This is a genomic window from Ruegeria sp. HKCCD7559 (assembly GCF_013110575.1).
Taxonomy (GTDB): Bacteria; Pseudomonadota; Alphaproteobacteria; order Rhodobacterales; family Rhodobacteraceae; genus Ruegeria.
This window is the reverse complement of the sequence record NZ_WVQU01000001.1, coordinates 1,134,599-1,159,893: the sequence shown is the minus strand read 5'-3', so window position 1 is coordinate 1,159,893 and position 25,295 is coordinate 1,134,599. Positions and strand designations below refer to the sequence as shown.

Annotated in this window: 25 protein-coding genes; 18 read left to right on the top strand and 7 right to left on the bottom strand. The window is 58.0% G+C overall.

Annotated elements, in window-relative coordinates; genetic code table 11:
* Positions 1–191 precede the first annotated feature (191 nt).
* The 3 genes from GS605_RS05840 to GS605_RS05830 are packed head-to-tail and all read left to right on the top strand — an operon-like array spanning position 192 to position 1,785.
* On the top strand, positions 192–1,046 hold the full coding sequence (locus tag GS605_RS05840; protein WP_171723342.1) for a hypothetical protein: 855 nt from the start codon (positions 192–194) through the stop codon (positions 1,044–1,046).
* A complete protein-coding gene (locus GS605_RS05835) occupies positions 1,046–1,441 on the top strand; it encodes a cell division protein ZapA (protein ID WP_171632712.1) in 396 nt (131 codons plus the stop codon). Before GS605_RS05840 ends, GS605_RS05835 begins: the two co-directional genes overlap by 1 nt.
* Positions 1,438–1,785 (top strand): MliC family protein, encoded by a 348-nt coding sequence (locus GS605_RS05830; protein ID WP_171723341.1) that lies wholly within the window; start codon positions 1,438–1,440, stop codon positions 1,783–1,785. Before GS605_RS05835 ends, GS605_RS05830 begins: the two co-directional genes overlap by 4 nt.
* 6 nt (positions 1,786–1,791) lie before the next feature.
* Here the strand turns inward: GS605_RS05830 and grxD are convergent, their stop codons facing one another.
* The 5 genes from grxD to GS605_RS05805 form a co-directional block, all read right to left on the bottom strand.
* Positions 1,792–2,154 carry a Grx4 family monothiol glutaredoxin gene (gene grxD / locus GS605_RS05825; RefSeq protein ID WP_171632707.1) on the bottom strand — a complete coding sequence of 121 codons (363 nt, stop codon included), beginning with the start codon at positions 2,152–2,154 and terminating at the stop codon, positions 1,792–1,794.
* 66 nt (positions 2,155–2,220) lie between these two features.
* Positions 2,221–2,457: a BolA/IbaG family iron-sulfur metabolism protein gene (locus GS605_RS05820; RefSeq protein WP_152457878.1), complete on the bottom strand. Its 237-nt coding sequence runs from the start codon at positions 2,455–2,457 to the stop codon at positions 2,221–2,223.
* Between the two features lie 135 nt (positions 2,458–2,592).
* Positions 2,593–4,752: a phosphoribosylformylglycinamidine synthase subunit PurL gene (gene purL / locus GS605_RS05815; RefSeq protein WP_171723340.1), complete on the bottom strand. Its 2,160-nt coding sequence runs from the start codon at positions 4,750–4,752 to the stop codon at positions 2,593–2,595.
* Between the two features lie 180 nt (positions 4,753–4,932).
* Positions 4,933–7,179, bottom strand: a complete 2,247-nt coding sequence (locus GS605_RS05810) for a mechanosensitive ion channel domain-containing protein (protein ID WP_171723339.1) — start codon at positions 7,177–7,179, stop codon at positions 4,933–4,935.
* Positions 7,180–7,448: 269 nt separating this feature from the next.
* Positions 7,449–8,357, bottom strand: a complete 909-nt coding sequence (locus GS605_RS05805; RefSeq protein ID WP_171116088.1) for a LysR family transcriptional regulator — start codon at positions 8,355–8,357, stop codon at positions 7,449–7,451.
* 169 nt (positions 8,358–8,526) lie between these two features.
* Here GS605_RS05805 and GS605_RS05800 point away from each other — a divergent pair, with 169 nt between their 5' ends.
* The 10 genes from GS605_RS05800 (at position 8,527) to GS605_RS05755 (ending at position 19,941) form a co-directional block, all read left to right on the top strand.
* Positions 8,527–11,946: an indolepyruvate ferredoxin oxidoreductase family protein gene (locus GS605_RS05800; RefSeq protein WP_171723338.1), complete on the top strand. Its 3,420-nt coding sequence runs from the start codon at positions 8,527–8,529 to the stop codon at positions 11,944–11,946.
* A 78-nt stretch (positions 11,947–12,024) separates the two neighbouring features.
* The gene (locus GS605_RS05795) at positions 12,025–12,903 is read left to right on the top strand and encodes a lysophospholipid acyltransferase family protein (RefSeq protein WP_171723337.1); all 879 of its coding nucleotides are present in this window, start codon (positions 12,025–12,027) and stop codon (positions 12,901–12,903) included.
* 8 nt (positions 12,904–12,911) lie between these two features.
* Positions 12,912–13,721 (top strand): glutamate racemase, encoded by an 810-nt coding sequence (locus tag GS605_RS05790; protein ID WP_171723336.1) that lies wholly within the window; start codon positions 12,912–12,914, stop codon positions 13,719–13,721.
* Between the two features lie 94 nt (positions 13,722–13,815).
* Positions 13,816–14,844 carry an N-acetyl-gamma-glutamyl-phosphate reductase gene (gene argC / locus GS605_RS05785; protein WP_171723335.1) on the top strand — a complete coding sequence of 343 codons (1,029 nt, stop codon included), beginning with the start codon at positions 13,816–13,818 and terminating at the stop codon, positions 14,842–14,844.
* Between the two features lie 7 nt (positions 14,845–14,851).
* Entirely contained in the window at positions 14,852–15,298 is a 447-nt protein-coding gene (gene ccmE / locus GS605_RS05780) for a cytochrome c maturation protein CcmE (protein WP_171116077.1), read from the top strand.
* 118 nt (positions 15,299–15,416) lie between these two features.
* A complete protein-coding gene (locus GS605_RS05775) occupies positions 15,417–16,028 on the top strand; it encodes a holin-associated N-acetylmuramidase (protein ID WP_171723334.1) in 612 nt (203 codons plus the stop codon).
* A complete protein-coding gene (locus GS605_RS05770; protein ID WP_171632686.1) occupies positions 16,019–16,597 on the top strand; it encodes a holin family protein in 579 nt (192 codons plus the stop codon). Before GS605_RS05775 ends, GS605_RS05770 begins: the two co-directional genes overlap by 10 nt.
* Before the next feature lie 75 nt (positions 16,598–16,672).
* Complete coding sequence (locus GS605_RS05765) at positions 16,673–18,637, top strand: heme lyase CcmF/NrfE family subunit (protein ID WP_171116071.1); 1,965 nt, start codon at positions 16,673–16,675, stop codon at positions 18,635–18,637.
* A complete protein-coding gene (locus tag GS605_RS05760) occupies positions 18,634–19,089 on the top strand; it encodes a cytochrome c-type biogenesis protein (RefSeq protein WP_171723333.1) in 456 nt (151 codons plus the stop codon). The genes GS605_RS05765 and GS605_RS05760 overlap by 4 nt, the downstream gene beginning before the upstream one ends.
* A 75-nt stretch (positions 19,090–19,164) precedes the next feature.
* Complete coding sequence (locus GS605_RS05755) at positions 19,165–19,941, top strand: enoyl-CoA hydratase-related protein (protein WP_171723332.1); 777 nt, start codon at positions 19,165–19,167, stop codon at positions 19,939–19,941.
* Between the two features lie 11 nt (positions 19,942–19,952).
* Here the strand turns inward: GS605_RS05755 and bmt are convergent, their stop codons facing one another.
* Both bmt and GS605_RS05745 read right to left on the bottom strand, forming a co-directional pair.
* Positions 19,953–20,966 (bottom strand): betaine--homocysteine S-methyltransferase, encoded by a 1,014-nt coding sequence (gene bmt, locus GS605_RS05750; RefSeq protein ID WP_171632672.1) that lies wholly within the window; start codon positions 20,964–20,966, stop codon positions 19,953–19,955.
* Positions 20,967–21,088: 122 nt separating this feature from the next.
* Entirely contained in the window at positions 21,089–21,406 is a 318-nt protein-coding gene (locus GS605_RS05745) for a DUF1476 domain-containing protein (protein WP_152457893.1), read from the bottom strand.
* A 187-nt stretch (positions 21,407–21,593) separates the two neighbouring features.
* On the opposite strand from GS605_RS05745, the gene purC reads away from it, so the two are divergent.
* The 5 genes from purC to purQ all read left to right on the top strand — a co-directional run bounded on the left by purC (position 21,594) and on the right by purQ (position 25,228).
* On the top strand, positions 21,594–22,349 hold the full coding sequence (purC, locus tag GS605_RS05740) for a phosphoribosylaminoimidazolesuccinocarboxamide synthase (RefSeq protein ID WP_117869044.1): 756 nt from the start codon (positions 21,594–21,596) through the stop codon (positions 22,347–22,349).
* A gap of 139 nt (positions 22,350–22,488) precedes the next feature.
* A complete protein-coding gene (locus GS605_RS05735; RefSeq protein WP_171723331.1) occupies positions 22,489–23,154 on the top strand; it encodes a MarC family protein in 666 nt (221 codons plus the stop codon).
* Between the two features lie 115 nt (positions 23,155–23,269).
* A complete protein-coding gene (gene purS / locus GS605_RS05730; protein WP_117872765.1) occupies positions 23,270–23,500 on the top strand; it encodes a phosphoribosylformylglycinamidine synthase subunit PurS in 231 nt (76 codons plus the stop codon).
* A gap of 4 nt (positions 23,501–23,504) precedes the next feature.
* Positions 23,505–24,548: a zinc-dependent alcohol dehydrogenase family protein gene (locus GS605_RS05725; RefSeq protein ID WP_171723330.1), complete on the top strand. Its 1,044-nt coding sequence runs from the start codon at positions 23,505–23,507 to the stop codon at positions 24,546–24,548.
* Positions 24,549–24,559: 11 nt separating this feature from the next.
* Positions 24,560–25,228, top strand: coding sequence for a phosphoribosylformylglycinamidine synthase subunit PurQ (gene purQ, locus GS605_RS05720; protein WP_171723329.1), 669 nt, complete (start codon positions 24,560–24,562; stop codon positions 25,226–25,228).
* The last annotated feature ends 67 nt before the right edge of the window (positions 25,229–25,295 follow it).

Genomic DNA, 25,295 nt, shown 5'->3' with positions numbered 1-25,295 from the left:
ATTCAGCACCCAAAGTGCAAGCGGAACCGGGCTTTGGCAACGCCCGATAGGTGAAGAGCGAGGCCCAAGTGATTGAAACCAAACAGTGGGTATTTTCTGTCGCATTCCGTTAGACTGTCGGCAAGCGGGATTCGGTTTTGATTCGGATCACTTCGCGACAGAATGAACCTTGATAAAGAGGTGACAGGGGCATGAGCCAGTTAGAGGAACTACAGCACCGCATTATTGCTGCGATGGATCGTATCAGTGCGGGCGTCGAAGGGTTGGGCGGTGCGTCCCGGAATGCTGAAGTAAGTGAGAGGCTTCAGGCCGAACTTGAAGACGAAAGAGTTGCCAATGCGCAGCTTCAGGAACGACTGAAGACCCTGAAAGAGCAGCACGAAAAACAAGTGGACGCGCTGCGTGCCGATCTGGAGGAGCTGCGCACGGAACCAGCGGGTGCCGCCGACGCGGATGCGCTGCGCGCAGAGCTGGAAGAAGCCCGGGCGAAAATCGCGTCTGTCGAAGCGGCCCGCGCCGAGCTGGCCGAGGCCAAGGCGGCCTTGGACAACAATGCCGAACTGGACGCGTTGAAGGCCGAGAACGAAAGACTGCGCGCCGAACTTGACGGCATCGAAGATCCTTCGGCGGTGAAAGCCGAGCTTGAGCAATTGCGTGAATTGCTTGCTCAGGCAAAAGAAGTCGAGGCGGAAAACAGCCGCCTCAAGGCACAACTTGAAGATACGGTACGGGTCGATGATCTGAGCGCCGAGCTTGAGATGCTGCGGGCCGAACGGGCCAGCCATGGCGCTGCGATGTCCCGGCTGGATGACGATCTGCAACGTATGCGCAAGGCGAACGAGCAGTTGCGGAATTCCGTAGAAGAGTTGCGTTCCGCGGCCGCAGAAGGGCTGACGGATGCTGAATTGCTGAACCGCGCCACCGTTGCCGAGCTTGAGGCGACGCGTGCGGCGCAGGCTTCGGACGCCGCTGAAGCGCAGGCCGTGTTGGCACGGTTGGAACCTCTGCTGTCGCAGGCAAAACTTGTAGAAGGTGAGGTAGAGTAATGCCCGAGGTAACCATTCATATTGGCGGGCGGGGTTTTGACGTGTCCTGCCGGGACGGGGAAGAACCCTTTCTGCAGGCGGCCGCCAAAATGCTGGATGACGAAGCGCAGGTTCTGTCCGATCAGATTGGGCGGATGCCCGAAGCGCGTATGTTGCTGATGGCCGGTCTGCTGCTGGCCGACAAGACGGCGGCAACGGAAGACAAGGTCAAGTCGCTGGAGGCCAGGCTGGCCGAGGCCGAGGCCGAGCTTCAATCGCTGAGAAATGCGCCCGTGCCGGAACCTGAACGTATTGAAGTCGCGGTGGTGCCGCCATCCGTCACGGATACGCTGGCCGAGCTGGCAGCACGTGCGGAAGCGCTGGCTTCCGTCGTCGAGGAGAAGAAGGCACAATGACCTATCTGCGCAATTTCTTCTGCGGTGCTTTGCTTGTTTTCCCGGCAACATCTGCACTCGCCGAAATCGACATTCTGTCTGTCACCTTTACCTGCGAGAACGGCGTGCCGTTGCCGGTGACCTATTTCAACGCACCCGACGGTTCAGGCGCGGCGGCGACGATGGTGGACAACACTCTGGTCGCGATGCGCCAGGTCGAAAGCGGATCGGGCATCCGCTATGAATCTCTCGGAGCCGAAGGAACCTATATCCTGCGCTCAAAAGGTTGGAACGCGTCAATCAGCTATTTGGCGGCAGGCGCCGCCAATGAGCAGGCTATTTATCAGAATTGTTCCAGCCGGTAAGCAGGATTACGCGTTTGCTTCGCGGATTTTGTCGGCTGCTTCCTTGTTGTAGCCGACACCGTTTTCATCAAACAGCGTGTCCAGCTCACCCGAAAGGGTCATCTCGGTGATGATGTCGCAACCGCCTACGAATTCGCCTTTGACATACAGCTGCGGCACGGTCGGCCAGTCGGAATAATCCTTGATCCCCTGACGCACTTCCTCGTCGGCCAGCACGTTTACGTCGGTGTATTCAACGCCCATGTAGTTCAGCACGCCAGCCACGCGTGAGGAAAACCCGCATTGCGGCATTTCCTTGGTGCCTTTCATGTACAGCACCACGTCATTGGCTTTGACGGTTTCGTCGATCTGGGTTTTTACGTCGGTCATTTTGCGTTTCCTGTTCGTTTCTCCAACGGGAGAGTCATATGTTCGCCTCGAAAGAAGCCGAGAAGCTTATTCCGGCACTTTGGTGGTGAGCGCCAGCGCGTGCAATTCTCCGTCCGGGCCGTCCATCTTGCCCTTCAGAGCTGCGTAAACAGCGCGCTGTTGCTGAACCCGGTTTTTGCCGCGAAAGCTTTCATCCACCACCATGGCAGACATATGAACACCGTCATTTCCGCCGACCTGAATCTCGGCGTCGGGAAAGGCTTCGCGCAGCAGGTGTTCGATTTCGTGGGCGCTCATCGGCATGTAGATAACTCCAGAAGGTCTTTCCCAAGATGTAGAGCGCATGAACCGGGCGTGCAAGAGCACTGGCACATGCAAAAACAACCAAACCCGCACCGGATCACAGCGCGGGTTTCGATTGGCATTCGCGTTGCGTTGTTAGGCGACAGCCTCGGCAAAGCTGTTGCGGTAAATCGCGGCAAGTTCATCAAGCGAGGCTTCCGAGCTGCCGATCTTCACCATATCGCCGGTGAAACGACCAACCGCATTCAGTGGAACGCCGGCCTGACCGGCTGCAATCATCAATGCCTCGGCCTGATCGAAATTGCACGCAACAAGATAGCGGGCCTGATCTTCACCGAACAGGAATTCAGTCGGGGCGTCGTCAAGACATACGCCAACGCCTGCGGCTTCTACCAGTTCGAAGGCAGCCAGAGCGATGCCGCCATCGCTGACGTCGGTGCAGGCCTTGATCATCTCGCGGTTGGCGCGGATGAAATCACCGTTGCGCTTTTCGGCATCCAGATCGACATGCGGGGCGTCGCCGTCTTCGCGGTTGAACACCTCGGCCAGAAGGGCGGATTGACCCAGATGCCCCTTGGTTTCACCGATCACAAGCGCAACGTGGCCTTCGCGCACCTCGTTGCCGATGATCTCGTCCGAGTGCTGCAACAGGCCGACTGCGCCAATGGTGGGGGTCGGCAGAATGGCCTGTCCGTCAGTCTCATTGTACAGCGAGACGTTACCCGACACGATCGGCATATCCAAGGCGCCGACTGCGGCGCCGATGCCCTGTATGGCACCGACAAACTGGCCCATGATCTCGGGCTTTTCAGGATTGCCGAAGTTCAGGTTGTCGGTTGTGGCCAGCGGCTTGGCTCCGACGGCGGTCAGGTTGCGATAGGCTTCGGCCACGGCTTGTTTGCCGCCCTCAATAGGGTTTGCGCGCACATAGCGCGGGGTCACGTCGGATGTGAAGGCAAGCACCTTGTCGGTCCCGTGGACGCGGACCATGCCCGCACCCAGACCCGGCGTGCGGACGGAATCCGCCATCACCATGGTGTCGTACTGTTCATAGACCCACTGTTTGCCTGCGTAGTTGGGCGAAGCGAGCAGGGCGCGCAGCCCGTCAATCGGGTCGATCTGGGGCACTTCGGCCAGTTCCTCTGCCTGTGGCGTAGGCTCCCATGGGCGGTCGTATTCCGGCGCGGTAGAAGACAGTTTGGACAGAACCAGATCGGCTTTGACTTCACCGTTATGCATGATCAGAAAGCGGTCTTCGGCAATGGTTTCGCCAACGATCGCGAAATCAAGATCCCATTTTTCGAACACGGCGCGGGCCTCGGCCTCAAGCTCGGGCTTGAGGACCATCAGCATACGCTCCTGAGATTCGGACAGCATCATTTCATAGGCTGTCATGTTTTCTTCGCGCTGAGGAACGTTTTCCAGATCAAGGCGCACGCCAAGGCCACCCTTGTCACCCATTTCAACGGCCGAGCAGGTCAGGCCCGCCGCGCCCATGTCCTGGATCGAGATCACCGCACCGGTCTGCATCAGTTCCAGCGTCGCCTCCATCAGGCGTTTTTCGGTGAAGGGGTCGCCGACCTGAACGGTGGGACGCTTTTCTTCGATTGTGTCGTCGAATTCGGCGGATGCCATGGTTGCACCACCCACACCATCACGCCCGGTTTTTGCGCCCAGATAGACGACGGGCATACCCACGCCCGACGCGGCCGAGTAGAAAATCTTGTCGCTGTCGGCCAGACCAGCGGCAAAGGCGTTAACAAGGCAGTTGCCATTGTATGCGGGGTGGAAGCGCACTTCGCCACCGACGCAAGGCACACCGAAGCAGTTGCCATAGCCACCGATGCCCTCGACCACGCCGTTGACCAGTTGACGGGTCTTGTGATGGCCGGGTTCGCCAAAAGACAATGCGTTCATGGACGCAATGGGACGCGCGCCCATAGTAAAGACGTCGCGCAGGATGCCCCCCACGCCGGTCGCCGCACCCTGATAGGGTTCGATGTAAGACGGGTGGTTGTGGCTTTCCATCTTGAAGACCACGGCCTGACCGTCGCCAATGTCCACCACGCCTGCGTTTTCACCGGGTCCGCAGATCACCTGGGGCCCAGAGGTGGGCAGGGTGCGCAGCCATTTCTTCGAAGATTTGTAGGAACAGTGCTCGTTCCACATGGCCGAGAAAATGCCGAGCTCGGTGAAAGTAGGTTCACGCCCGATGATCTCGAGGATCATGTCATATTCCTCGGGCTTGAGCCCGTGTGCGGCAATCAGATCGGGTGTGATGGCGGGCTCTTGCATCTTCTGTCCTGTGTCCAAGTGGGCCGAGATTGCGCGCCTTGTAGGGCAAGCGCGCGCGTGTGGAAAGGGTCAAGACGGCGCAGGTTGCGTCTTTCAAAGAAAAACGGAACCGGCATCACTGCCGGTTCCGGATGAATGCGTCCCAAAATGGGTGCATGCAGCTGGCGTGGACCGCGAAGCTTACGCCGATCCCTGATCCTTGTTGAGCTGCGCTGCGGCTGCGGCACCAACAGCCGTCTTTTGTTCCGGGGTTAGGTTTTCATTGTCGTCCAGCCCCGGAATCGCAACGCGCACTTCGCGACGGGCAAAGTCGATGCCGTTTTCCTTGAAGGCCGCCTTGACCCGGTTGAAGATCTCCTTGCGCAGTGTGAACTGCTTGCCGGGCTTGGCCATGAACTTGCCGCGGATGATCATGCCGACATCGTCAAAATCGAACACACCTTGCGATTTGAACGGTTGCAGGAAGCCATCCTTGTGGGTCTCGTCCTCCATCATCTCAGCACCGATCTTCTTGAAGATCTTCTTGACCTTGTTGGGATCCGTGTCGAACGGCACGGTGAATTTCAGCTTCATGATCACCCAGTCGCGGCTGAAATTTGTCAGCTTCTGAATCTCACCGTAGGGTATCGTGTGTACAGGGCCGCGATGGTGACGCAACTGCATCGAGCGAACCGAGATTTTCTCGACAGTGCCCATCGTGCCGCCGACGTCGACATATTCTCCGACGCGGAAGGCATCGTCGATCAGGAAGAAAACCCCGCCCACGATATCAGCAACCAGCTTCTGCGCACCAAAACCGATCGCCAGACCCAGAACACCGGCACCGGCCAAAAGCGGTGTGATATTGATGCCCAATGCGCCCAGCGCCAGCAGGCCAAAAATCACGGCAATCGTAATCTGGGCCGTGATCCGCATCAGGGGCAGAACCGTCGCCAGACGAGAGCCGCCGACACCGCCGCCTTCACCGCCTGCTTCTTCGTCCAGCGCCTCGGCCGCAGTCTGTTCCTTGGCCAATCGGCGGTTGATCCAGAGCGAGACGACTTCGTTCAGGATATAGCCAACGGCGATGATCAGCAGGAATTCGATCACGGCACCGCCGACTTCGGCACCGACACCGGCCGAAGCGACATTGCGCAGGTCAAGATGCCATACGCGTGCAATCATGAAAACTACGACCAAGCCGGCGATAACGCGACCAATCCGGATGTAGCTGCGTTTCGCGGAACGGTAGGCGCGTTCGGCAAGAGGGCCTTCGCCCGACATTGGCGGTTGCAAATGCCGCACAAGACCGCGGATCAGCGTATCCAGCGCAGGTGCAATCAACAACCAGAACATCGTCGTGAAATGCGCGCCGCTGGTCAGCAATCTCAATGTTGCCGGATCACGCTGCGCGACCAGGAACTCGACCAGCAGCCAGATTGCCACCGAAACGCCGATGGCAAAATAGGGGTAATAATGTGCAACTTCTTCATCGAATTTCGTGTGATCCGGGTCTGTCCCCAGCATCATCTGCGACAGACCTTCACGCGCGGTCCAGGCGATTGCGGCGATATAGACGTGAATTGCCGCGTTCAGCCAGAAGCCAATGCGGGTATCGTCACCCGTGACGCCATTGAGTGCGTTGAACCGAACGACGAACAGCGTGAACCCGATCAGGATCAACAGACCGATCAGGTTACGGTGCAGGTACTTTGCCCAGTGGTCGTCGATATTGACCAACCGAAATTGCGGCTTCTCCGGCGCCAGAACAAACCGGGACGCTGCTGCACCCAATCGCGGCACCCAGATAAGATAGAATACAAACGGTGCAGCATAGGTGATCTGTTCCGTCGTCAGAAGACCGCGGCCAATCGCGCGGATCACGACATAGAAAATGATCAGCCCGGCGATTTCGCGGCAGAACCGGCGAAACAGGTATCTGACGGCGCCCCAAAGGTCGGCCTCGTCCGCGGCTTCGGTTGCTTCATGCCAGCGTCGGGTCAGGAAAATGAACAGCTTTTCCGCAATGAACCCGACAACAAGCACAGAGAGGACAAGCCCTATAAGTGTAAAGACACCGGTCGATCCGAACGTATCGCTAAAATTGCTGAACGCGGTAATCTGCGCCGTCACTATGTTGGGAAGTGTGGTCAGGACATGTGTCCAGGACGCGACCATTTCAGCCCAGATCTCGCTTATCTCGGTCAACGGGTCTTCTACGTTTGCTTTTTCGGCGGCTTGTTTTTCCGCCACGGCATCAAGGCGTTCCAACAGAATTGCGCGAACCTGATCATCGGACATGCGAGCAACAAGATCGTCGACCTGCTCGGGTGTCAGGTCTTCCGGGATGGTCACTGTAGAAGTTGAACCGGAGTCCTGTGCATATAGTGGCACTGCCATGAATAACGCGGAGACGAGCGCCAAAACCAGACGGAGTGGGTGGAACATGTATTTTCCCTCAAACACGAAATTGTATCGTTTTTTGAGGATCATATGCCTATGCGTGTATTTTTCCCAGAGCTTTCGCTGACTTAATGCAGGGTCCAGCCAAAAAAAAGGCCGAGCTATAAGCTCGGCCGTAGTCCAACAGGGAGGTATGAAGATGATGAGCGTTTCAGCATCACCGCCTTCGAGTGCTCATTTAGGGGTCAGTTAGTGAACGTTCAAGACAATTAACCCTGTGAACACTTCATGTCCGTTATGCTATTTGCGCATAGCTACAGTTTTCCCATCTGTTTCAGTTGTTTACGCTGTGCGATGATTTCGTCCTGCACGAAATCGCGAAACGCTCCAACGCGTTTTGAATGCCGTAATTCTTCCGGGTAAGCCAGATAAACCGGAACATCTGCGGTTTCTATGTCTGACAGGATGGGCACGAGGTGCGGAAAATCCTGTGTGACGTAATCGGGCAGAACACCGATGCCCAGATTGTGCAAAACGCCCTGAAGCACGCCAAAATAGTTGTTCACAGTCAGCAAAGAGCCGGGATTATAGGTCATCAGGTGGCGCACCATGGCGGCACTGGCGCCAACCTGCGGCGCCGCAGGGGTCTGACAAATCAGACGGTGGTCCTTGATCTCTTCCAGGGACTGCAACATGCCGCCGTGGTTTTCGATATAATCCTGGGTTGCATACAACATCATCTGAACGGTCATAAGGCGCTTGCGCACCAGGTCGGCCTGGCTTGGCTCTTTCATGCGGATGGCGACGTCCGCTTCGCGCATCGGAAGATCCAGAACGCGTTCTTCAAGCATCAGGTCGATGTTCAGGTCAGGGTATTGCTCATACAGTTTCGGCAAGCGCGGTGCCAGCCAGAGTGTACCAAAGCCGAAGGTCGTCGTGACCCGCAAAACACCGAAGACTTCTTCCTCGCTGTCCCGAATACGCGCGGCTGCGGCATCCAGCCGTTTCGACATGGCAGATGTGGCGTCAAACAACAACTCGCCCTGTTCGGTGAGAATCAGCCCCCGCGCGTGACGGTGGAACAGAGTGGCATCCAGAGACTCTTCCAATGCGCGGATCTGTCGGCTTACGGCGGATTGAGACAGGTTCAGCTTGTCTCCGGCGTGCGTAAGGCTGCCCGCATCGGCCACCGCATGAAATATTCTAAGCTTGTCCCAATCCATTACCGCAACTTTCGTTATCTTTCAGAAGCCCTATATGAAATAGGTGACAAGTTCTACATTCAATGGACGAAATCGTTACATATCAGTGGATAAATTCTATACAGGTCAGAAATTATGACCTAAAATAAATCCAAGTATAGCACACTGATCTGACGAGGGGAGACGTCTGATGAGCCAGCCACAGATAACGCTGAACGACCGGTTCGATCTTGAGAAAAACCCGGTTCTTCTGAATGGAACGCAGGCGCTTGTGCGCTTGATGCTGATGCAAAAGGCCAGAGACCGGCAAGCGGGCCTTAACACCGCGGGATTGGTCACCGGATACCGCGGGTCGCCTTTGGGGGCAGTGGATCAGCAAATGATGCGGGCCCAAAAGCCACTGGCCGAAAGCGATATCACGTTTCAATTCGGTTTGAACGAAGACCTGGCGGCCACCGCGCTTTGGGGCAGCCAGCAGGCGGGCCTGCGCGGCGACGGCAAATTCGATGGGGTCTTCGGGCTTTGGTATGGCAAGGGGCCCGGCGTTGACCGGTCCGGTGACGTCATGCGCCACGCAAACATGGCAGGGACAGCCAAACATGGCGGTGTGCTCATGGCGATGGGCGATGACCATACCGGCGAAAGCTCGACGGTGCTGCATCAGTCGGAATGGTCGCTGGTCGACATGTACATGCCGATCGTCAGCCCCGCTGGCGTTCAGGAAATCCTTGATTATGGAATTTACGGATTTGCACTCAGCCGTTTTGCGGGGGTCTGGGTGGGCCTGAAGACGATGAAGGACACGATCGAAGTCACCTCGGTCGTGGATGGAAGTCCGGACCGGATGCAAATGGTCATCCCAGAATTCGACATGCCGGAAGGTGGGTTGAACATCCGGTTGGGCGACACGCCGCATCTGCAGGAAACGCGTGTCATCGATTACAAAAGGTTCGCGGCCGAAACGTTTTCACACGCCAACAAGCTGGACAGGCGGATGTGGGGCAAACCCGGCGCCAAGATCGGTTTTGTCGCGGCGGGCAAGAACTGGCTGGACCTGACACATGCGCTTTCGCTTCTGAATATCAACGAAGCCGAGGCCGAGCGTCTGGGGATTACCACATACAAGGTGGGGCAGACTTTCCCGCTGGATATGGTCGGATTCCACGATTGGGCCGAGGGGCTGGACCTGATCGTGATCGTCGAGGAAAAGCGCAAGCTGATCGAGGTTCAGGTCAAAGAGGCCATCTTTGATGACCGGCGCGGACGCCGGGTCTATGGCTGGTACAAAGGCGGTGCCGGGACACTGCACCGCGAAGAACTGTTCCCGACGCGCGGTGCGCTTGACCCGATCATGATCGCTGAAAAGCTGGGCGAGATCCTGATTGAAGAGGGGCGCGAGACCGATGGTATCCGGGCCGGGCTGGCGTCTTTGTCAGAAGCGCGCCGGGCCGACAACGCACAGGAAATAGCCACGCGGCTTCCGTATTTCTGTTCCGGCTGCCCGCATAACAGCTCGACAAGGGTACCGGAAGGCAGCCGCGCCTATGCCGGTATTGGCTGTCACTACATGGTTCAATGGATGGATCGCGAGACGACCGGTTTCACTCAGATGGGAGGGGAAGGCGCCAACTGGATCGGCGAGGCTCCGTTTTCGACGACCAAGCACGTGTTCCAGAACCTTGGCGATGGCACGTACAACCATTCGGGCGTTCAGGCGATCCGGGCTGCATTGTCCGCAGGAACGAACATCACCTTCAAGATATTGTTCAACGACGCGGTTGCCATGACCGGCGGGCAGGACAATGAAGGCGACCTGACCGCCGAACGGATCGTTGCCGAGGTCAAGGCAATGGGTGTCCGAGAGGTAGCCGTGGTTTACGATGAAAAAGAGGACGTCAACTTCAAGGCTCTACCCGCCAGCGTTCAGACATACGAGCGTGCCGATCTCATGCAGGTGCAGGAGAAGTTTCGCGAGATCGAGGGCGTATCGGTCATCGTCTACGTACAAACCTGCGCTGCCGAAAAGCGCCGCCGCCGCAAGCGCGGCACATTCCCCGATCCCGACAAGCGTGTGTTCATCAACACCGATGTCTGCGAAGGCTGCGGCGATTGCGGTGTACAGTCAAACTGCGTGTCGATCGTTCCCAAACAGACCGAGCTGGGCCGCAAGCGGGCCATTGATCAATCGAGCTGCAACAAGGATTACTCGTGCTTGAACGGTTTCTGCCCGTCATTCGCGACGCTTGAGGGCGCGAAAATTCGCAAAGAGGCGACGACCGAAATTGATCTGCCAGATTTGCCAACACCAGATCTGCCGAAGATCACCGGCACGCACAACGTCGTGATTACCGGCGTCGGCGGTACGGGTGTCGTCACCATTGGCGCCATCCTTGCGCAGGCGGCGCAGATCGACGGAAAAGGCGCGGGCATGATGGAAATGGCGGGGCTGGCGCAAAAAGGCGGCGCAGTCCACATCCACTGTAGATTGGCCAACCGCCCCGAGGACATCAGCGCGATTCGCGTCGCCACTGGCGAGGCCCACGCGCTGATCGGTGGCGATCTGGTGGTCTCGGCCGGCGCAAAGACGTTGGGCCTGACGCGCACCGGACGTACGGGGGCCGTCGTGAACAGCCATGAAACGGTGACGGGCGACTTCACGCGTGATACCGAGTTCCGCATTCCGGCGGATCAGCTGGAACTGGCCCTGCAAGCGCGGCTGAAAGAAGATGTCTCGCTGTTTGATGCGACCGAACTGGCGCGCGCGGTGATGGGGGATTCAATCTATTCCAACATGATGATCTTTGGCGCGACCTGGCAGCGCGGGCTGTTGCCGGTCAGCCATCAGGCGATCTTTGAGGCCATCGAATTGAACGGCACGGCGGTCGAACGCAACAAACGTGCGTTTGATATCGGACGTTGGGCGGTTCTGCACCCGGAAGACGTGCAATCCATCCTTGCGCCGACCGTGGCCGAGATGCCCAAGACACTGGACCAAATCATCGCGTTTCGCGCGCAGCACCTGACGGAATATCAAAGCGCCCGGCTGGCCAGGCGGTACCGCAAGCTGGTGGACAGTGTCGAGGACGCGTATGTGCGCGAAGCGGTAGCGAAAGGGTATCACAAGCTGTTGTCATACAAGGACGAATACGAGGTTGCACGTCTTCTGCTGACCAGTCGGGAAAAAGCGGCGGCCGAGTTTGATGGTGACTTCAAGATGACCTTTCACCTTGCCCCGCCGATATTCGGCGGATCGGGTAGCAATGGCAGGCCGAAAAAGCGCGCGTTCAGCGAATCCATCCTGACTGCATTGAAGCTGTTGACCAAACTCAAGGCATTGCGCGGCACACCACTGGACATTTTTGGATATTCATCCGAACGCAAGATGGAGCGCGCCCTGATCCGACAGTATGAAAAGGACATGCGCGAGGTACTGCCCTTGGTGTCGCAGGACACCCGTGATGCGATTGCTGCCCTGGCTCGTTTGCCGCTGGATATCCGCGGATTTGGGCCGGTACTGCGGGAAAATGAGGCCAAGGCTGCGAAACGGCGAGAAGAGCTGCTGGCCGTCATCCGCAGCGGTGGGCCTGAATTGCAAGCTGCGGCAGAGTAATTCGTCACAAGGGTGTCACGATAGCTGGTCAAACCTGTTGCTTGTACTTATTTTGCGGGCAGCAAAACGGAGCCCTTCATGTCTTCTCGTCGTCATGTCGTTCGTGACATCTCGTATGCGCATTCCGCCGAAACCAAGGGGGGGCGGTTGGTCATCAGGCTGATGGAGAACACCACGGGACGGTTGCGTCTGATCAAACGGGCAGACGGATACGAAAAAGAAGTCGCAAAGGGTCGGGATTTTTGGTCGGTCATGGTCGATCGCTATGGATTGACCTTGGATGTCGTTGGTGGCGCGCTGGCGAATATCCCCAAGGAAGGTCCGCTTATCCTGATTGCAAACCATCCATATGGAATTCTGGATGGGCTGATGATGGGGCATATATTGTCTCAGACCCGTGGTGATTTCCGAATTCTCGCAAATCGCGTTTTCCGCAAGGCCGAAGACCTGAACCGTATCGTTTTGCCTGTTTCGTTTGATGAAACGAAAGAAGCGGTGAAACTGAACCTGGATACGCGGAAGACTGCATTGAATTACCTTGGCGATGGCGGCGCGATCGGGATTTTCCCCGGGGGTACGGTCAGCACCGGCGTTAATCCGTTTGCCCATCCTATGGATCCGGGTTGGCGCGGTTTCACGGCCCGAATGGTGGCGAAATCCAACGCCACTGTCGTTCCGGTGTTCTTCGACGGGCACACGTCACGTCTGTTTCAGATTGCTAGCCATATGCACAACACCCTGCGCATGGGGTTGCTGATCAAGGAATTCAAAAAACGTGTCGATACTCCGGTCAAAGTGGTGATTGGCACGCCTATCGGGCGCGACATTCTGGATCCGCTGGGCAAGGATACGCGCAAGATGATGGATTTCCTGCGCAAAGCGACGTATGAGCTGTCTCCGACACCGCTGAAGTCTTATGACTATGGCTATGAATTTGAGGAACGGCATCGCGCCTGAAGGGGCTAATGGCAGTAGGTATCTTTGATTCCGGATTGGGCGGTCTTACCGTCCTGAGCGCCGCGCAGACACGACTGTCTGACGTTGATTTCCTGTATTACGCGGACAGCGCGCATGCCCCATACGGTGTGCGCGATGCCGAGGACATCTATCAGCTGACCCGAAAGGCCGTGCAGGACCTTTGGGATCGCGGCTGCAACTTGGTGATTCTGGCCTGCAACACCGCCAGCGCGGCGGCGCTGCGCCGGATGCAGGAAGAAGGCGTTCCGAACGGCAAACGTGTGCTTGGTGTCTTTGTTCCCTTGATCGAAGCCCTGACCGAACGGCAATGGGGCGACAATTCCCCACCACGCGAAGTGGCGGTCAAGCATGTCGCCTTGTTCGCCACGCCCGCCACTGTATCCAGCCGGGCCTTTCAGCGCGAGCTGGCCTTCCGGGCAATTGGCGTGGATGTCGAGGCGCAGGCATGTGGTGGAGTCGTGGATGCCATTGAAGACGGTGACATGATCCTGGCCGAGGCGCTGGTGCGCAGCCATGTGGAAGCCCTCAAGCGCAAGATGCCTGAACCGCAGGCGGCCATTCTGGGCTGTACGCATTACCCGCTAATGGCTGACGTGTTTCAGGCGGCATTGGGACCTGACGTGCAGGTCTATAGCCAGGGGGCGCTGGTTGCGGAAAGCCTTGCGGATTATCTGCATCGCCACCCCAACATGCTGGGTAGTGGCCCGGGAGGGTTCCTGACGACGGGGAAACCCAATGTGGTGAGCGATCGGGCGACACAGTTCCTCCGACGACAAATCACATTCGAGGCTGCCTGACTTCGGTCAAGGACGCGGCCGCTCTGCTTTCATTATTTTAAGACCGTCGCATCGGCGGTCGTAACATGTGACACACGTTGAGAAGAGGTCTGACATGACCCATAAAATCGCAATTCTGGGCGCTTCGGGTTATACTGGTGCGGAACTGGTGCGGCTGATCGCCGAACACCCCAACATGGAAATCGCCGCGCTGGCCGCCGAACGCAAGGCGGGGATGACCATGGCGCAGGTTTTCCCGCATCTGCGCCACATGGATCTGCCGGACTTGTGCAAGATTTCCGAGATCGATTTTTCCCAGATCGATCTGTGTTTTTGTGCCCTTCCGCACAAGACCAGCCAGGAAGTGATCAGTGCACTGCCCAAGGATCTGAAGATCATCGATCTGTCTGCTGACTTCCGGCTGACTGACCCGGATGAATATGAAAAGTGGTACGGAAACCCGCATACCGCGCTCGAGCAGCAGGAAGAGGCCGTTTATGGCCTGACCGAGTTCTATCGCGACGAAATCCGGGGCGCACGGCTGGTGGCGGGTACGGGGTGCAACGCGGCAACCGGTCAATACGTTCTGCGGCCGCTTGTTTCTGCCGGGGTGATTGATCTGGACGATATCGTGCTGGATCTGAAATGTGCTGTCTCCGGGGCAGGGCGGTCGCTGAAGGAAAACCTGCTGCACGCCGAACTGAGCGAGGGCACCAACGCCTATGCCGTCGGCGGCACCCACAGGCATCTGGGCGAGTTCGATCAGGAGTTTTCCAAGCTGGCCGGTCGTGCGGTTCATGTGCAGTTCACTCCGCACCTGATCCCTGCAAACCGGGGCATTCTGGCCACGACCTACGTAAAAGGTGACCCGCTGAGCATCTATGAAACGCTTGCAAAGGCTTATGCGGATGAGCCTTTCATTCAGATGCTGCCGATGGGCGAGACACCATCGACCCACCATGTGCGCGGGTCCAACTTCTGTCATATCGGAGTTGTGGCAGATCGGATCGAACGGCGTGCGATCGTGATCGCGGCGCTGGATAACCTGACAAAAGGTAGCAGTGGCCAAGCCTTGCAGAACGCCAACCTGATGTTAGGTGAGATTGAAACCCGGGGCCTGATGATGGCACCGTTATTCCCGTGAGGACGGTATGAAAACGCTCAAGAAACGTCGCCGAGTACAAGTCATTCTGGTAGCTGTCGTTGCCTTGGTGGCATCGACGGCGTTGATTGGCTATGCCATGCGCGACGGGATCAACTTTTTCCGCTCGCCAAGCCAGGTGATTGCCGAACCACCCAAGCCGACCGAGGTCTTTCGGATTGGCGGCCTGGTCGAAGAAGGTTCGATCATCCGTGGGCAGGGCGAAACCGTACATTTTGTCGTCACCGACGGCGGCGAAAGCGTCAAGGTTTCTTTCACCGGGGTTCTGCCTGATTTGTTTTCGGAAAATCAGGGCATGGTCGGCACCGGACGTTACGTGAACGGCGTGTTCGAAGCCACGGAAATTCTTGCCAAACATGACGAAACCTATATGCCGAAGGAAGTCGTAGACGCGTTGAAAGAGCAGGGCGTGTACAAAGAGGCTGAAGAAAGCTGACCTGACCCACATTTGTGTTGAGGGCGTTGCGCGCGGGATGCGGGCAGCGCCCTCGGTCGTTCAGGCTTGTTAATTCTTTTTCGGGATCGTCAGCGCCATTCAACGAAATGAGGGCGCTATGCAAACGGTTCGGCAGATTGCCAATGAAATTGTGCGTCGGGAAGGCGGGTACGTGAATGACCCGGACGATCCGGGCGGGGCAACCAAATTCGGTGTCACCATCCATACGATGCGCCGGCTTGGACTGGATCGGACCGGGGATGGGCTGGTTGACGTGGCGGATGTCCGGGCGCTTACTCAGCGCGAGGCGGTCGACATCTTTGTTCAGCACTACTTTGAAAAGCCACGCATCGTGCTGTTGCCAGATGTTCTGCATGCCCCTGTTTTTGACATGTACGTCAATGCCGGTGCGCAAGCAGCAATAATCCTGCAACGGCTTTTGCGTGATATGGGGTTTGACGTCGTGGCAGATGGCGTGATCGGCGCGCAAACGGCACAGGCGTGCGAAGACGCGGCCCAACCAGACCCCAACGCGTTGCGCGATGCGTATGGCGTGGCGCGGCGGAACTATTACTTTCGGCTGGCCGACAAACGCCCGGCATCCAGAAAATACGCGCGCACCCGATCCGGTGGCAAAGGAGGCTGGATCAAACGGGCCGAAGAGTTTCTGTCGCCACGCTATCGTCTGACGGAAAGTGAATTCAAGGAAAGGGTTGCGGCATGGGGTTGATCTCGGGGGTATTGGCGCTGCTGTTTGGGGGCGGTCGCAACGCTGTGCGTGAGACGGTTGAAATATACCGGGAAAACGCCGAGTCCCGTGCCGAGCGCGCGACAGAGTTGCAAAGTCAGGCAATGACGCAGTTCGGCCGAGAGTTCGTGGTTCCTCAAAAAGGCCTGTTCGACCGCGTTATGGATGGCGTGAACCGGTTACCGCGCCCGGCGTTGGCACTTGGAACGCTGGGATTGTTTGTTGCCGCAATGGTGGATCCGCTGTGGTTCGCTGAACGCATGCAGGGCATTGCGCTGGTGCCGGAACCTCTTTGGTGGTTGCTGGGCGTGATTGTGTCTTTCTATTTTGGCGCGCGCCATCAGAGCAAAATGCAGGATTTTCAGCGGGATATAGGCGCTGCCATGCAGCGGTTGCCGACGGTCATGGGGAACATAGAAACAGTACGGGCCATGCGCAGCGACAGCCCGGGCGTCGCCGACCCCGGCCCTGATGGCAACCTGATACAGAACGCCTCGCGTCCTGATGCGAATCCAGCATTGACCGATTGGCGCAAGCTTCGGGGGCTTTGACCCGCGACACTATGTGCCCCCGGATCGTGCGAAAGTTAATGGCCCCCGGTTCGGCCTCGCAGTATATTCCGGGGCATGATTACAGAGCTTGGCCACTTCGCCCTCATCCTCGCCTTTTTCGTCGCCATCGTGCAAAGCGTGGTGCCTCTGATCGGTGCGTCAAAAAACTGGACCGGCTGGATGGCTTTTGCCGAGCCTGCTGCCATCGTCCAGTTTCTGCTGACTGCATTTTCCTTCGGTGCGCTGATCTGGGCATTCATCGTGTCGGACTTTTCGCTGCGGATCGTGGTCGAAAACAGTCATTCGGCCAAGCCGATGATCTACAAGATCAGCGGGACGTGGGGAAACCACGAAGGATCGATGTTGCTTTGGGTGCTGATTGTCACGCTGTTCGGAGCGATGGCGGCGTTCTTTGGGGGCGGGTTGCCCCCAAGCCTGAAGGCGCGTGTGCTTGCGGTTCAATCTGCCATTGCCGTGGCATTTTTTGCTTTCATACTGTTTACCTCGAACCCGTTTGACCGGCTGGCAATCGCGCCGTTTGACGGGCGGGATTTGAACCCGTTGTTGCAGGATCCCGGTTTGGCCTTCCATCCGCCGTTTCTGTATCTCGGCTATGTGGGGCTGAGCATGGCGTTCAGTTTTGCCATCGCGGCGCTGATCGAAGGGCGTATCGATGCGGCATGGGGCCGCTGGGTTCGCCCATGGACGCTGGCCGCCTGGGTGTTTTTGACAATCGGCATCGCGCTGGGGTCCTGGTGGGCCTATTACGAGCTGGGCTGGGGCGGCTTCTGGTTCTGGGATCCGGTTGAGAACGCTTCTTTCATGCCGTGGCTCCTGGCGGCAGCGCTGCTGCATTCGGCAATTGTTGTTGAAAAGCGCGAGGCGCTGAAAAGCTGGACCATCCTGCTGGCAATCATTGCCTTTGGGTTTTCGCTGATCGGAACATTCATCGTTCGTTCGGGGCTGCTGACCTCGGTTCACGCCTTTGCCAATGACCCGGAACGCGGGGTGTTCATCCTGTTCATTCTGGTGGTTTTCATCGGCGGGGCGCTGACTTTGTTTGCCGCGCGGGCGCAGGCGATGGAGGCCAAGGGTGTTTTCGGCATGGTCAGCCGCGAAAGCGCGCTAATCGTAAACAACGTCCTGCTGGCGGTCAGTTGTTTCGTGGTCTTTGTCGGTACCATGTGGCCGATGGTGGCCGAGATGATGTTTGATCGCAAACTCTCGGTCGGGGCGCCGTTTTTCAACGCTGCATTCTCCCCATTCATGGTTTTGCTGGGATTGATCCTTCCTATCGGGGCCATGTTGCCGTGGAAACGCGGGCGGATTGGAAAAACGGCCTGGTCGCTGCGCTATGCCTTTGGTCTCGCCTTGGCGATTGCCCTGTTGGTTTGGGCGATGCAGACCGGCCGCAGCGCTTTGGGGCCGGTGGGTCTGTTCCTTGGGGCGTGGATTACATTTGGCGCCATCGTTGATCTGTGGAGCCGTACGGGGCGCAATGGCAGCCTGAAACGCTTGTTCCGTCTGCCTGGGGCGGATTGGGGTAAAGCCGTTGCTCATACCGGGCTGGGTGTTACCATCTTTGCCATTGCAGGCCTGACTGCGTGGGAGGACGAGGATATTCGTGTCGCCCAACCCAACCAACCTTTCGAAGTGGGACAGTTCACGCTGACGCTGCAAGATGTCCGTCGGGTCGAGGGGCCGAACTATTTTTCGACTACGGCGGATGTTCTGGTTGAAAAGAATGGCCGTCCGATCGGGACATTGCACCCGGAAAAACGGGACTACCCCGTTGCGCGGATGCCCACGACCGAAGCGGCGATCGATTATCGTTTCCTCGGGGACCTTTACGTCGTGATCGGCGATCAACAGGCAGATGGTGGCTGGGTGATGCGAACCTATATCAAGCCGCTGGCAAACTGGATCTGGGGCGGCTGTATCCTGATGGCGCTTGGCGGTGTCCTGAGCCTGTGTGACAGGCGCTTCCGCGTGGCCGCAGGCGCAAGAAAAACCCCGGTCGGCGGAGTACCTGCGGAATGAAACGCATTGTTCTGATTGTGATGATGTTCGCAACCCCTGTCTTTGCGGTGCAGCCTGACGAGGTTCTGGATGATCCGGTTCTGGAACAGCGTGCGCGGGATCTCAGCGCCGGACTGCGTTGCCTTGTGTGCCGCAATGAGAGCATCGACGAAAGCAACGCGGATCTCGCGCGCGATCTGCGTGTGTTGTTGCGGGAACGGCTGGTGGCTGGGGATTCGGATGAACAGGCGATCGCGTTTATCGTTGATCGGTATGGCGAATACGTACTTCTGAAACCGACTGCCAGCGGCTCGAACCTGTTTTTGTGGCTGGCCGGGCCAATCATGCTGTTGATCGCTGCCGCGGTTGGGTTGAACTTTCTCCGTACCCGGGCCAAGGCCCGTGCGTCAGTGGACTCTGCCGCGTTGAGTGAGGACGAAAAAGAACGTCTGCGTCAAATTCTTGAAGACTGACGCGTGGTTCTGCTTTTCCCGTCCCGTCCGGGCCAGTAAGTGTGCAAAAACACATGGCGCGACGGGAGGGTTTTCATGAATTACGAAACGGTTGCTCTGGAGATTGCAGATGGTCTGGCAGTTCTGACGCTGAACAGGCCGGACAAGATGAACGCGCTGACCACCCAGATGCGGGCAGAGATTACGCACGCGATGAAAGATGCAGCGGTCAAGGCACGCTGTGTCGTCATCACCGGTTCGGGCCCTGCGTTTTGTTCCGGGCAGGATCTGGGCGATGCGTCTTCAACCGGCAAGATCGATCTGGAACGGTCGCTGCGCGATGAATATGAACCGATGCTGGAGACGATCCACAATTGCCCGGTGCCCACGATTGCCGCGGTGAACGGACCGGCGGCCGGGGCAGGCGCGAACCTTGCCCTTTGTGCAGATGTGGTGATTGCCACCGAAAGCGCCTATTTCCTACAGGCATTTGCCCGTATCGGTCTGCTTCCCGATGCCGGGGGGACATGGTTCATGCCCCGCCAGATGGGGTTGGCCAAAGCAATGGGCGCGGCCTTGTTTGCCGACAAGATCACCGCAAAGCAGGCGGATGAATGGGGCATGATCTGGGAAGCCGTGCCGGATGACGCCTTCGCCGATCATTGGCGCAAGAGGGCAGAGTATCTGGCAAAAGGTCCCACGGCCGCCTATGGCGCAATCAAGCAAGCCATTCGCGGAACGTATGAAAACACTCTGCAACAGCAGCTTGCGACCGAGGCGCACCTGCAAGGCGAATGTGGCCGTTCGCGGGACTTTGCCGAAGGTGTTGTGGCCTTCATGGAAAAACGCCCTCCGAAATTCGAAGGGCGCTGATCAGGCAGGCATCATGCGCGGCGGCGGCGGCGTGTGCGGCGATCCGGTGCCGCATCGTCGTCCGTCCCGTCCGAGGCGGATGTGAACGGACCCAGCGTATCAGTGATCTGATCGAGTGTCGGGCGCTCGCCACGAGGTGTGGTATCCAGCGCCTCACGCATCTTGCGCAGGTGGTCGGGCATGGTTCCGCAGCACCCGCCAATGATGGTCGCGCCGGCATCCCGCGCCATGGCGGCATACTGCCCCATCAGTTCGGGCGTGCCGTCATAATGGATGTGACCATCCACATATTTCGGAATGCCTGCATTGCCCTTCGAAATCAGCGGGCGTTCAGTCCCTTGCGCGGCAAATCCCAGTACGGTGCGCAGAATGTCGGATGCGCCGGTGCCGCAATTCGCACCGAAAGCGATGGGAGGATTCGGCAGGGTTTCGACCAGTTGTGCCAGATCGGCCGAGGTGACACCCATCATCGTGCGTCCGGCCGTGTCAAAGCTCATTGTGCCGCACCAGGGCATGTCGGCCAGGGCAAAGGCTTCGGCGGCGGCGCGAAACTCTTCCGGGGCGCTGATGGTTTCCACCCACAGAACATCCACCCCACCTTCTTTCAGCGCTTCCGCCTGTTCGTGGAACATTTCCACGGCTTCCGCGTGCGACAGGCTGCCGACCGGTTCCATGATTTCACCAGTCGGGCCGACCGATCCTGCAACGACGACAGGTCGTCCCGCCTTGTCGGCGATTTCGCGCCCCAGCTCGGCGCCGATGCGGTTAAGCTCGCCCACGCGGTTGTGCGCGTCATGCAGTTTCAGCCGTGCCGCTGTGCCGCCGAACGTGTTGGTCAGGAACAGATCGCTGCCTGCATCAACCGACCCCTGATACAGAGCCCGGATCTTGTCCGGGGCATCCACGTTCCAGAGTTCGGGAGCGTCACCAGATTGCAGGCCCATGTTGAACAGATTCGTTCCCGTGGCACCATCGGCCAGAATGGCGTCATTGGATTCCAGAAGCTTGCTCAGCGCGTTTGTCATAGGGTTGTTCCAGGAAAAGGCGCAAAACGCCGTTAAAAAAAAGAGACGCCCCGTGTCTCATGACCAAGGCGTCAAATCAAATTCATAAAACTCATGAAGATCATGAGTCGGACGCCCTGGGCTCAGTTGGTCTCGCTCAGAACCTGTGCCTTGGCTTCCGGCAGAAGCTCGGCCATTTTTGCGCGGATTTCCTCGTCCGAGGACAGGTTGCCCAGGTCACCCGAAACCTTGCGAACGACATCTTCGTGCCCGGCTTCCTCGAAGTCGGAAATCACGACCGTCTTTGCATATTCTTCGGCGTCGGCACCGGATTTACCCAGTTTTTCAGCAGCCCACAGACCCAAAAGCTTGTTGCAGCGGGCTTGTGCCTTGAACTGCATCTCTTCATCATGGGCAAACTTGGCTTCAAAGGCGTTTTCGCGTTCGTCGAACGTCGTCATAGGGCAAGGACCTCTTGGGTTATGTCTTCTTTCCTGATGATATGACTATACGACGTCCCATGCGCAAGGGATTTGCGCTGCGTCAAAGCCTCTCGGGTACATGAACTTGCGGGAAATGGGTGCTTGGACTATGAGGACGCCAACGTGAGGGGACTCAATCCCTCTGTGCAGAGTGGAAAGGTCGCTTATGGCGCGTCGCAAGAAAATCTACGAAGGCAAGGCCAAGATTCTGTACGAAGGCCCCGAACCGGGCACGATCGTCCAGTATTTCAAGGATGACGCCACCGCCTTCAACGCGGAAAAGAAGGACGTGATCGACGGCAAGGGTGTGCTCAACAACCGCCTGTCGGAATTCTTCATGACCGGCCTGACCCAGATCGGCATTCCGAACCACTTCATTCGCCGCCTGAACATGCGTGAACAGCTGGTTCGCAACTGCGAAATCGTTCCGCTGGAAGTGATCGTGCGCAACTATGCCGCCGGATCGATGTCCAAGCGCTTGGGCATTGCAGAGGGCACGCAACTGCCGCGCCCGATTGTCGAGTATTGCTACAAGGACGATTCGCTGGGTGATCCGCTGGTCACCGAAGAACACATCGCCGCGTTTGGCTGGGCCAGCCAGCAGGACATGGACGATATCCTCAGCCTTGCCTTGCGCGTGAACGATTTCATGAGCGGTGTGATGCTGGCGGTGGGCATTCGTCTGGTCGACTTCAAGATCGAGATCGGCCGCGTGTTTGAAGGCGATTATCAGCGACTGATCGTAGCTGACGAGATCAGCCCCGACAGCTGCCGCCTGTGGGATATCGAAACCGGCCAGAAACTGGACAAGGACGTGTTCCGCCGTGATTTGGGCAGTTTGACCGACGCCTATTCCGAAGTTGCACGCCGTCTGGGTGTCCTGCCCAGCAACAATGTCACCAAGCCGACGCTGATCAACTAGGAACAGCCGGACCACAAGTTTGCCAAAGCGCCGCAACCGTGTTTGCGGCGTTTTTTCGTTCGCGGTTGAAATTGACAGTTTCCCGTTTCCCCAGCATGTTTGCCTCGGGCAGGCACAAAAGGTTCAGGATGGGTGTCAAATGGCGGAACTGTTTGATCAGACAGTATTTCTGAAGTTTCTGGCCGCCGTGCTTGCAATCTTCAATCCGCTTTACAACATCCCGATTTTTCTGAGCATGACGAAAAACTGCACCGCGGAAGAACGGCGGCATGTTGCGGTTGTTGTCATGATCTCGGTTACCGTCATTGCACTGACCGCTGTTGTGATCGGGGAAGAGGTGCTTGGGGTTTTTGGCATTGATGTGCCGGCTTTCCGGATAGCCGGAGGGATCATCATCTTCGGAATCGGGATGTCGATGTTGAAGGCCGAGGACCGGCCGCCGGGCGATCAGGCCGCGATGGACGACGGGCACGAGCGGAAACTGAATTTTGCGGTCGTACCGCTGGCGATACCTTTGACCATCGGGCCGGGCACGATTGCCATCACGATCGTTTTTTCGCACCAACTGTCGAACGGCGCCGAAATCGTGACGCTGGGTTCGGCGATCCTGATTGCCTGCGCGATCGTGGGGCTGGGATTGTTGTTCGCAGATCAGATCTCGCGTCTGTTGGGTGAGACAATGATCAACGTCCTGACCCGGATCATGGCCATCCTGCTGGTCGCCGTCGCGGTCGAGATGGTTCTGACTGGCACGTTCCATGCGATTGACGCGCATTATCCGGGATTGGTCAAAGAAGTCGAATAGTTGGATTGCTGCGGCAAACTGCTTTGCAAACAGGGTTGTCGAAAGCCATTTGGCGCGCTATCCCCCGCGCAACGAAATGGGTCCCGGATTGCGGCCCGCAGGTGGAGTTGCCAAAATGAAAGCACGGGTTCATGTGATGCTCAAGAACGGGGTGCTGGACCCGCAGGGTGAAGCGGTTCGGCACGCATTGGGCGCAATGGGCTTTGATCAGGTCGAAGGTGTGCGTCAGGGCAAGGTGATCGACCTTGAACTGGCCGATGGTGCGACCGAAGCAGATGTGACCGAGATGTGCGAAAAGCTTTTGGCCAACACTGTTATCGAACGCTACGAGATCGAACTGGTCTAACGGAATGCGGGCCGCGCGTCTGATCACTTACCGTCAGCCGCTTGAGGTAACGACGATCCCGGATCCCGCACCTGCGGAAGACGGCGTGGTCGTGCGGGTGCTGGCCTGCGGCGTGTGCCGGTCTGACTGGCACGCGTGGTCTGGTTCGGACCCGGATGTCATCCTGCCCATGACCCCCGGTCATGAATATTGCGGCGAGGTGGTTTCCGTCGGCGCGCGCGTCACCCGGTGGCGTGTCGGGGATCGGGTGATTGCGCCTTTCATTTTGGCCTGTGGCCGGTGTCCGGATTGTGCGCAGGGTCATCAGACGATCTGCGCGGATCAGGTTGTGCCGGGGTTCACCTGTGACGGCGCTTTTGCAGAATATGTCGCGGTGGCCCATGCCGACGCGAACCTGACATCCTCGCCGGACAGCATCGCGCCGGACATCGCGGCCGCGTTGGGTTGCCGCGTGACGACAGCGTGGCAGGCATTGGTCGGTCGGGCACAGGTTCAGGGCGGTGAATGGATTGCCGTCTTCGGCGGCGGCGGTGTCGGGATTTCCACTTTGCTGCTGGGCAAGGCGCTTGGCGCACGTGTGGTAATTGTCGACATCACGGATGACAAACTAAACTATGCCAAGGCTCTGGGCGCTGACGCGGTGGTCAATGCGGCAACCTGCGATGCGCCTAAGGTGGTGAAGGAAATCACCGGTGGCGGCGCCCATGTTGCGATCGAGGCGCTTGGCGTCGAAGCTACGACCGTTTCCGCGATGCGTTCCCTGCGCAAAATGGGGCGCATGGTGCAGATCGGGATGCCTGCCGGAGATCACACCCAGATGGCGTTGCCGATGGATGTGCTTTACTCTGGCCAGCTTTCCGTCTTTGGCACACGCGGAATGCCAAGCTGGCGCTATCCGTCTTTGTTGTCGCTGATCGCGGGCGGTGGAATTGACCTGAGCCCGTTGGTTACGCGAAAAATATCTCTCAACCAGGTGAGCGCCGAGCTTGCCACCTTTGACCACCCAACCCCTCCGGGCGTTGCGGTCGTCACCGATTTTGTCTCGTAGGAGGGCCCGTCATGCGCGCAGCCGTAATCGTTTTCCCCGGATCAAACTGTGACCGAGACCTCGCGGTCGCCTTTGAGCAGGCTGGTTTTCAGGTCGACATGGTCTGGCACAAAGATGCGGCGCTGCCGGACGGTATTGATATCGTGGGTGTTCCGGGCGGGTTTTCTTACGGTGACTATCTGAGGTGCGGTGCAATCGCTGCGCAGTCGCCGATCTGCAAGGCCGTGGTCAACCACACTGAACGCGGCGGTTATGCGGTCGGGATCTGCAACGGATTTCAGGTTCTGACGGAAACAGGTATCCTGCCGGGGGCGCTGCTGCGCAATGCCGGGCTGAAATACATCTGCAAGACTGTGGGCCTGAAAGTCGAAACCAGCGACAGCGTGTTTACCGGTGGCTATAACGCAGGCGACGTGATCGGTATTCCGATCGCGCATCACGACGGCAACTATTTCGCGGATGACGCAACGCTGGCGGCGTTGAGAGATCAGGACAGGATCGCATTCACCTATACCGAGAACCCCAACGGCTCAGTCGGTGATATCGCGGGGATCCTTTCCGAAAACCGTCGTGTTCTGGGTATGATGCCGCATCCCGAGCGTGCGGCCGATCAAGGGCATAGCGGCACCGACGGGGCGGCGCTGTTCCGCGCATTGTCAGGTGTGTTTGAAGCGGCGTGACTTGAGGTCACGCGCGCCCGCGCGTAACGTCTGATCATGAACTCGGACGTGCGATCAGGCTGGTCAA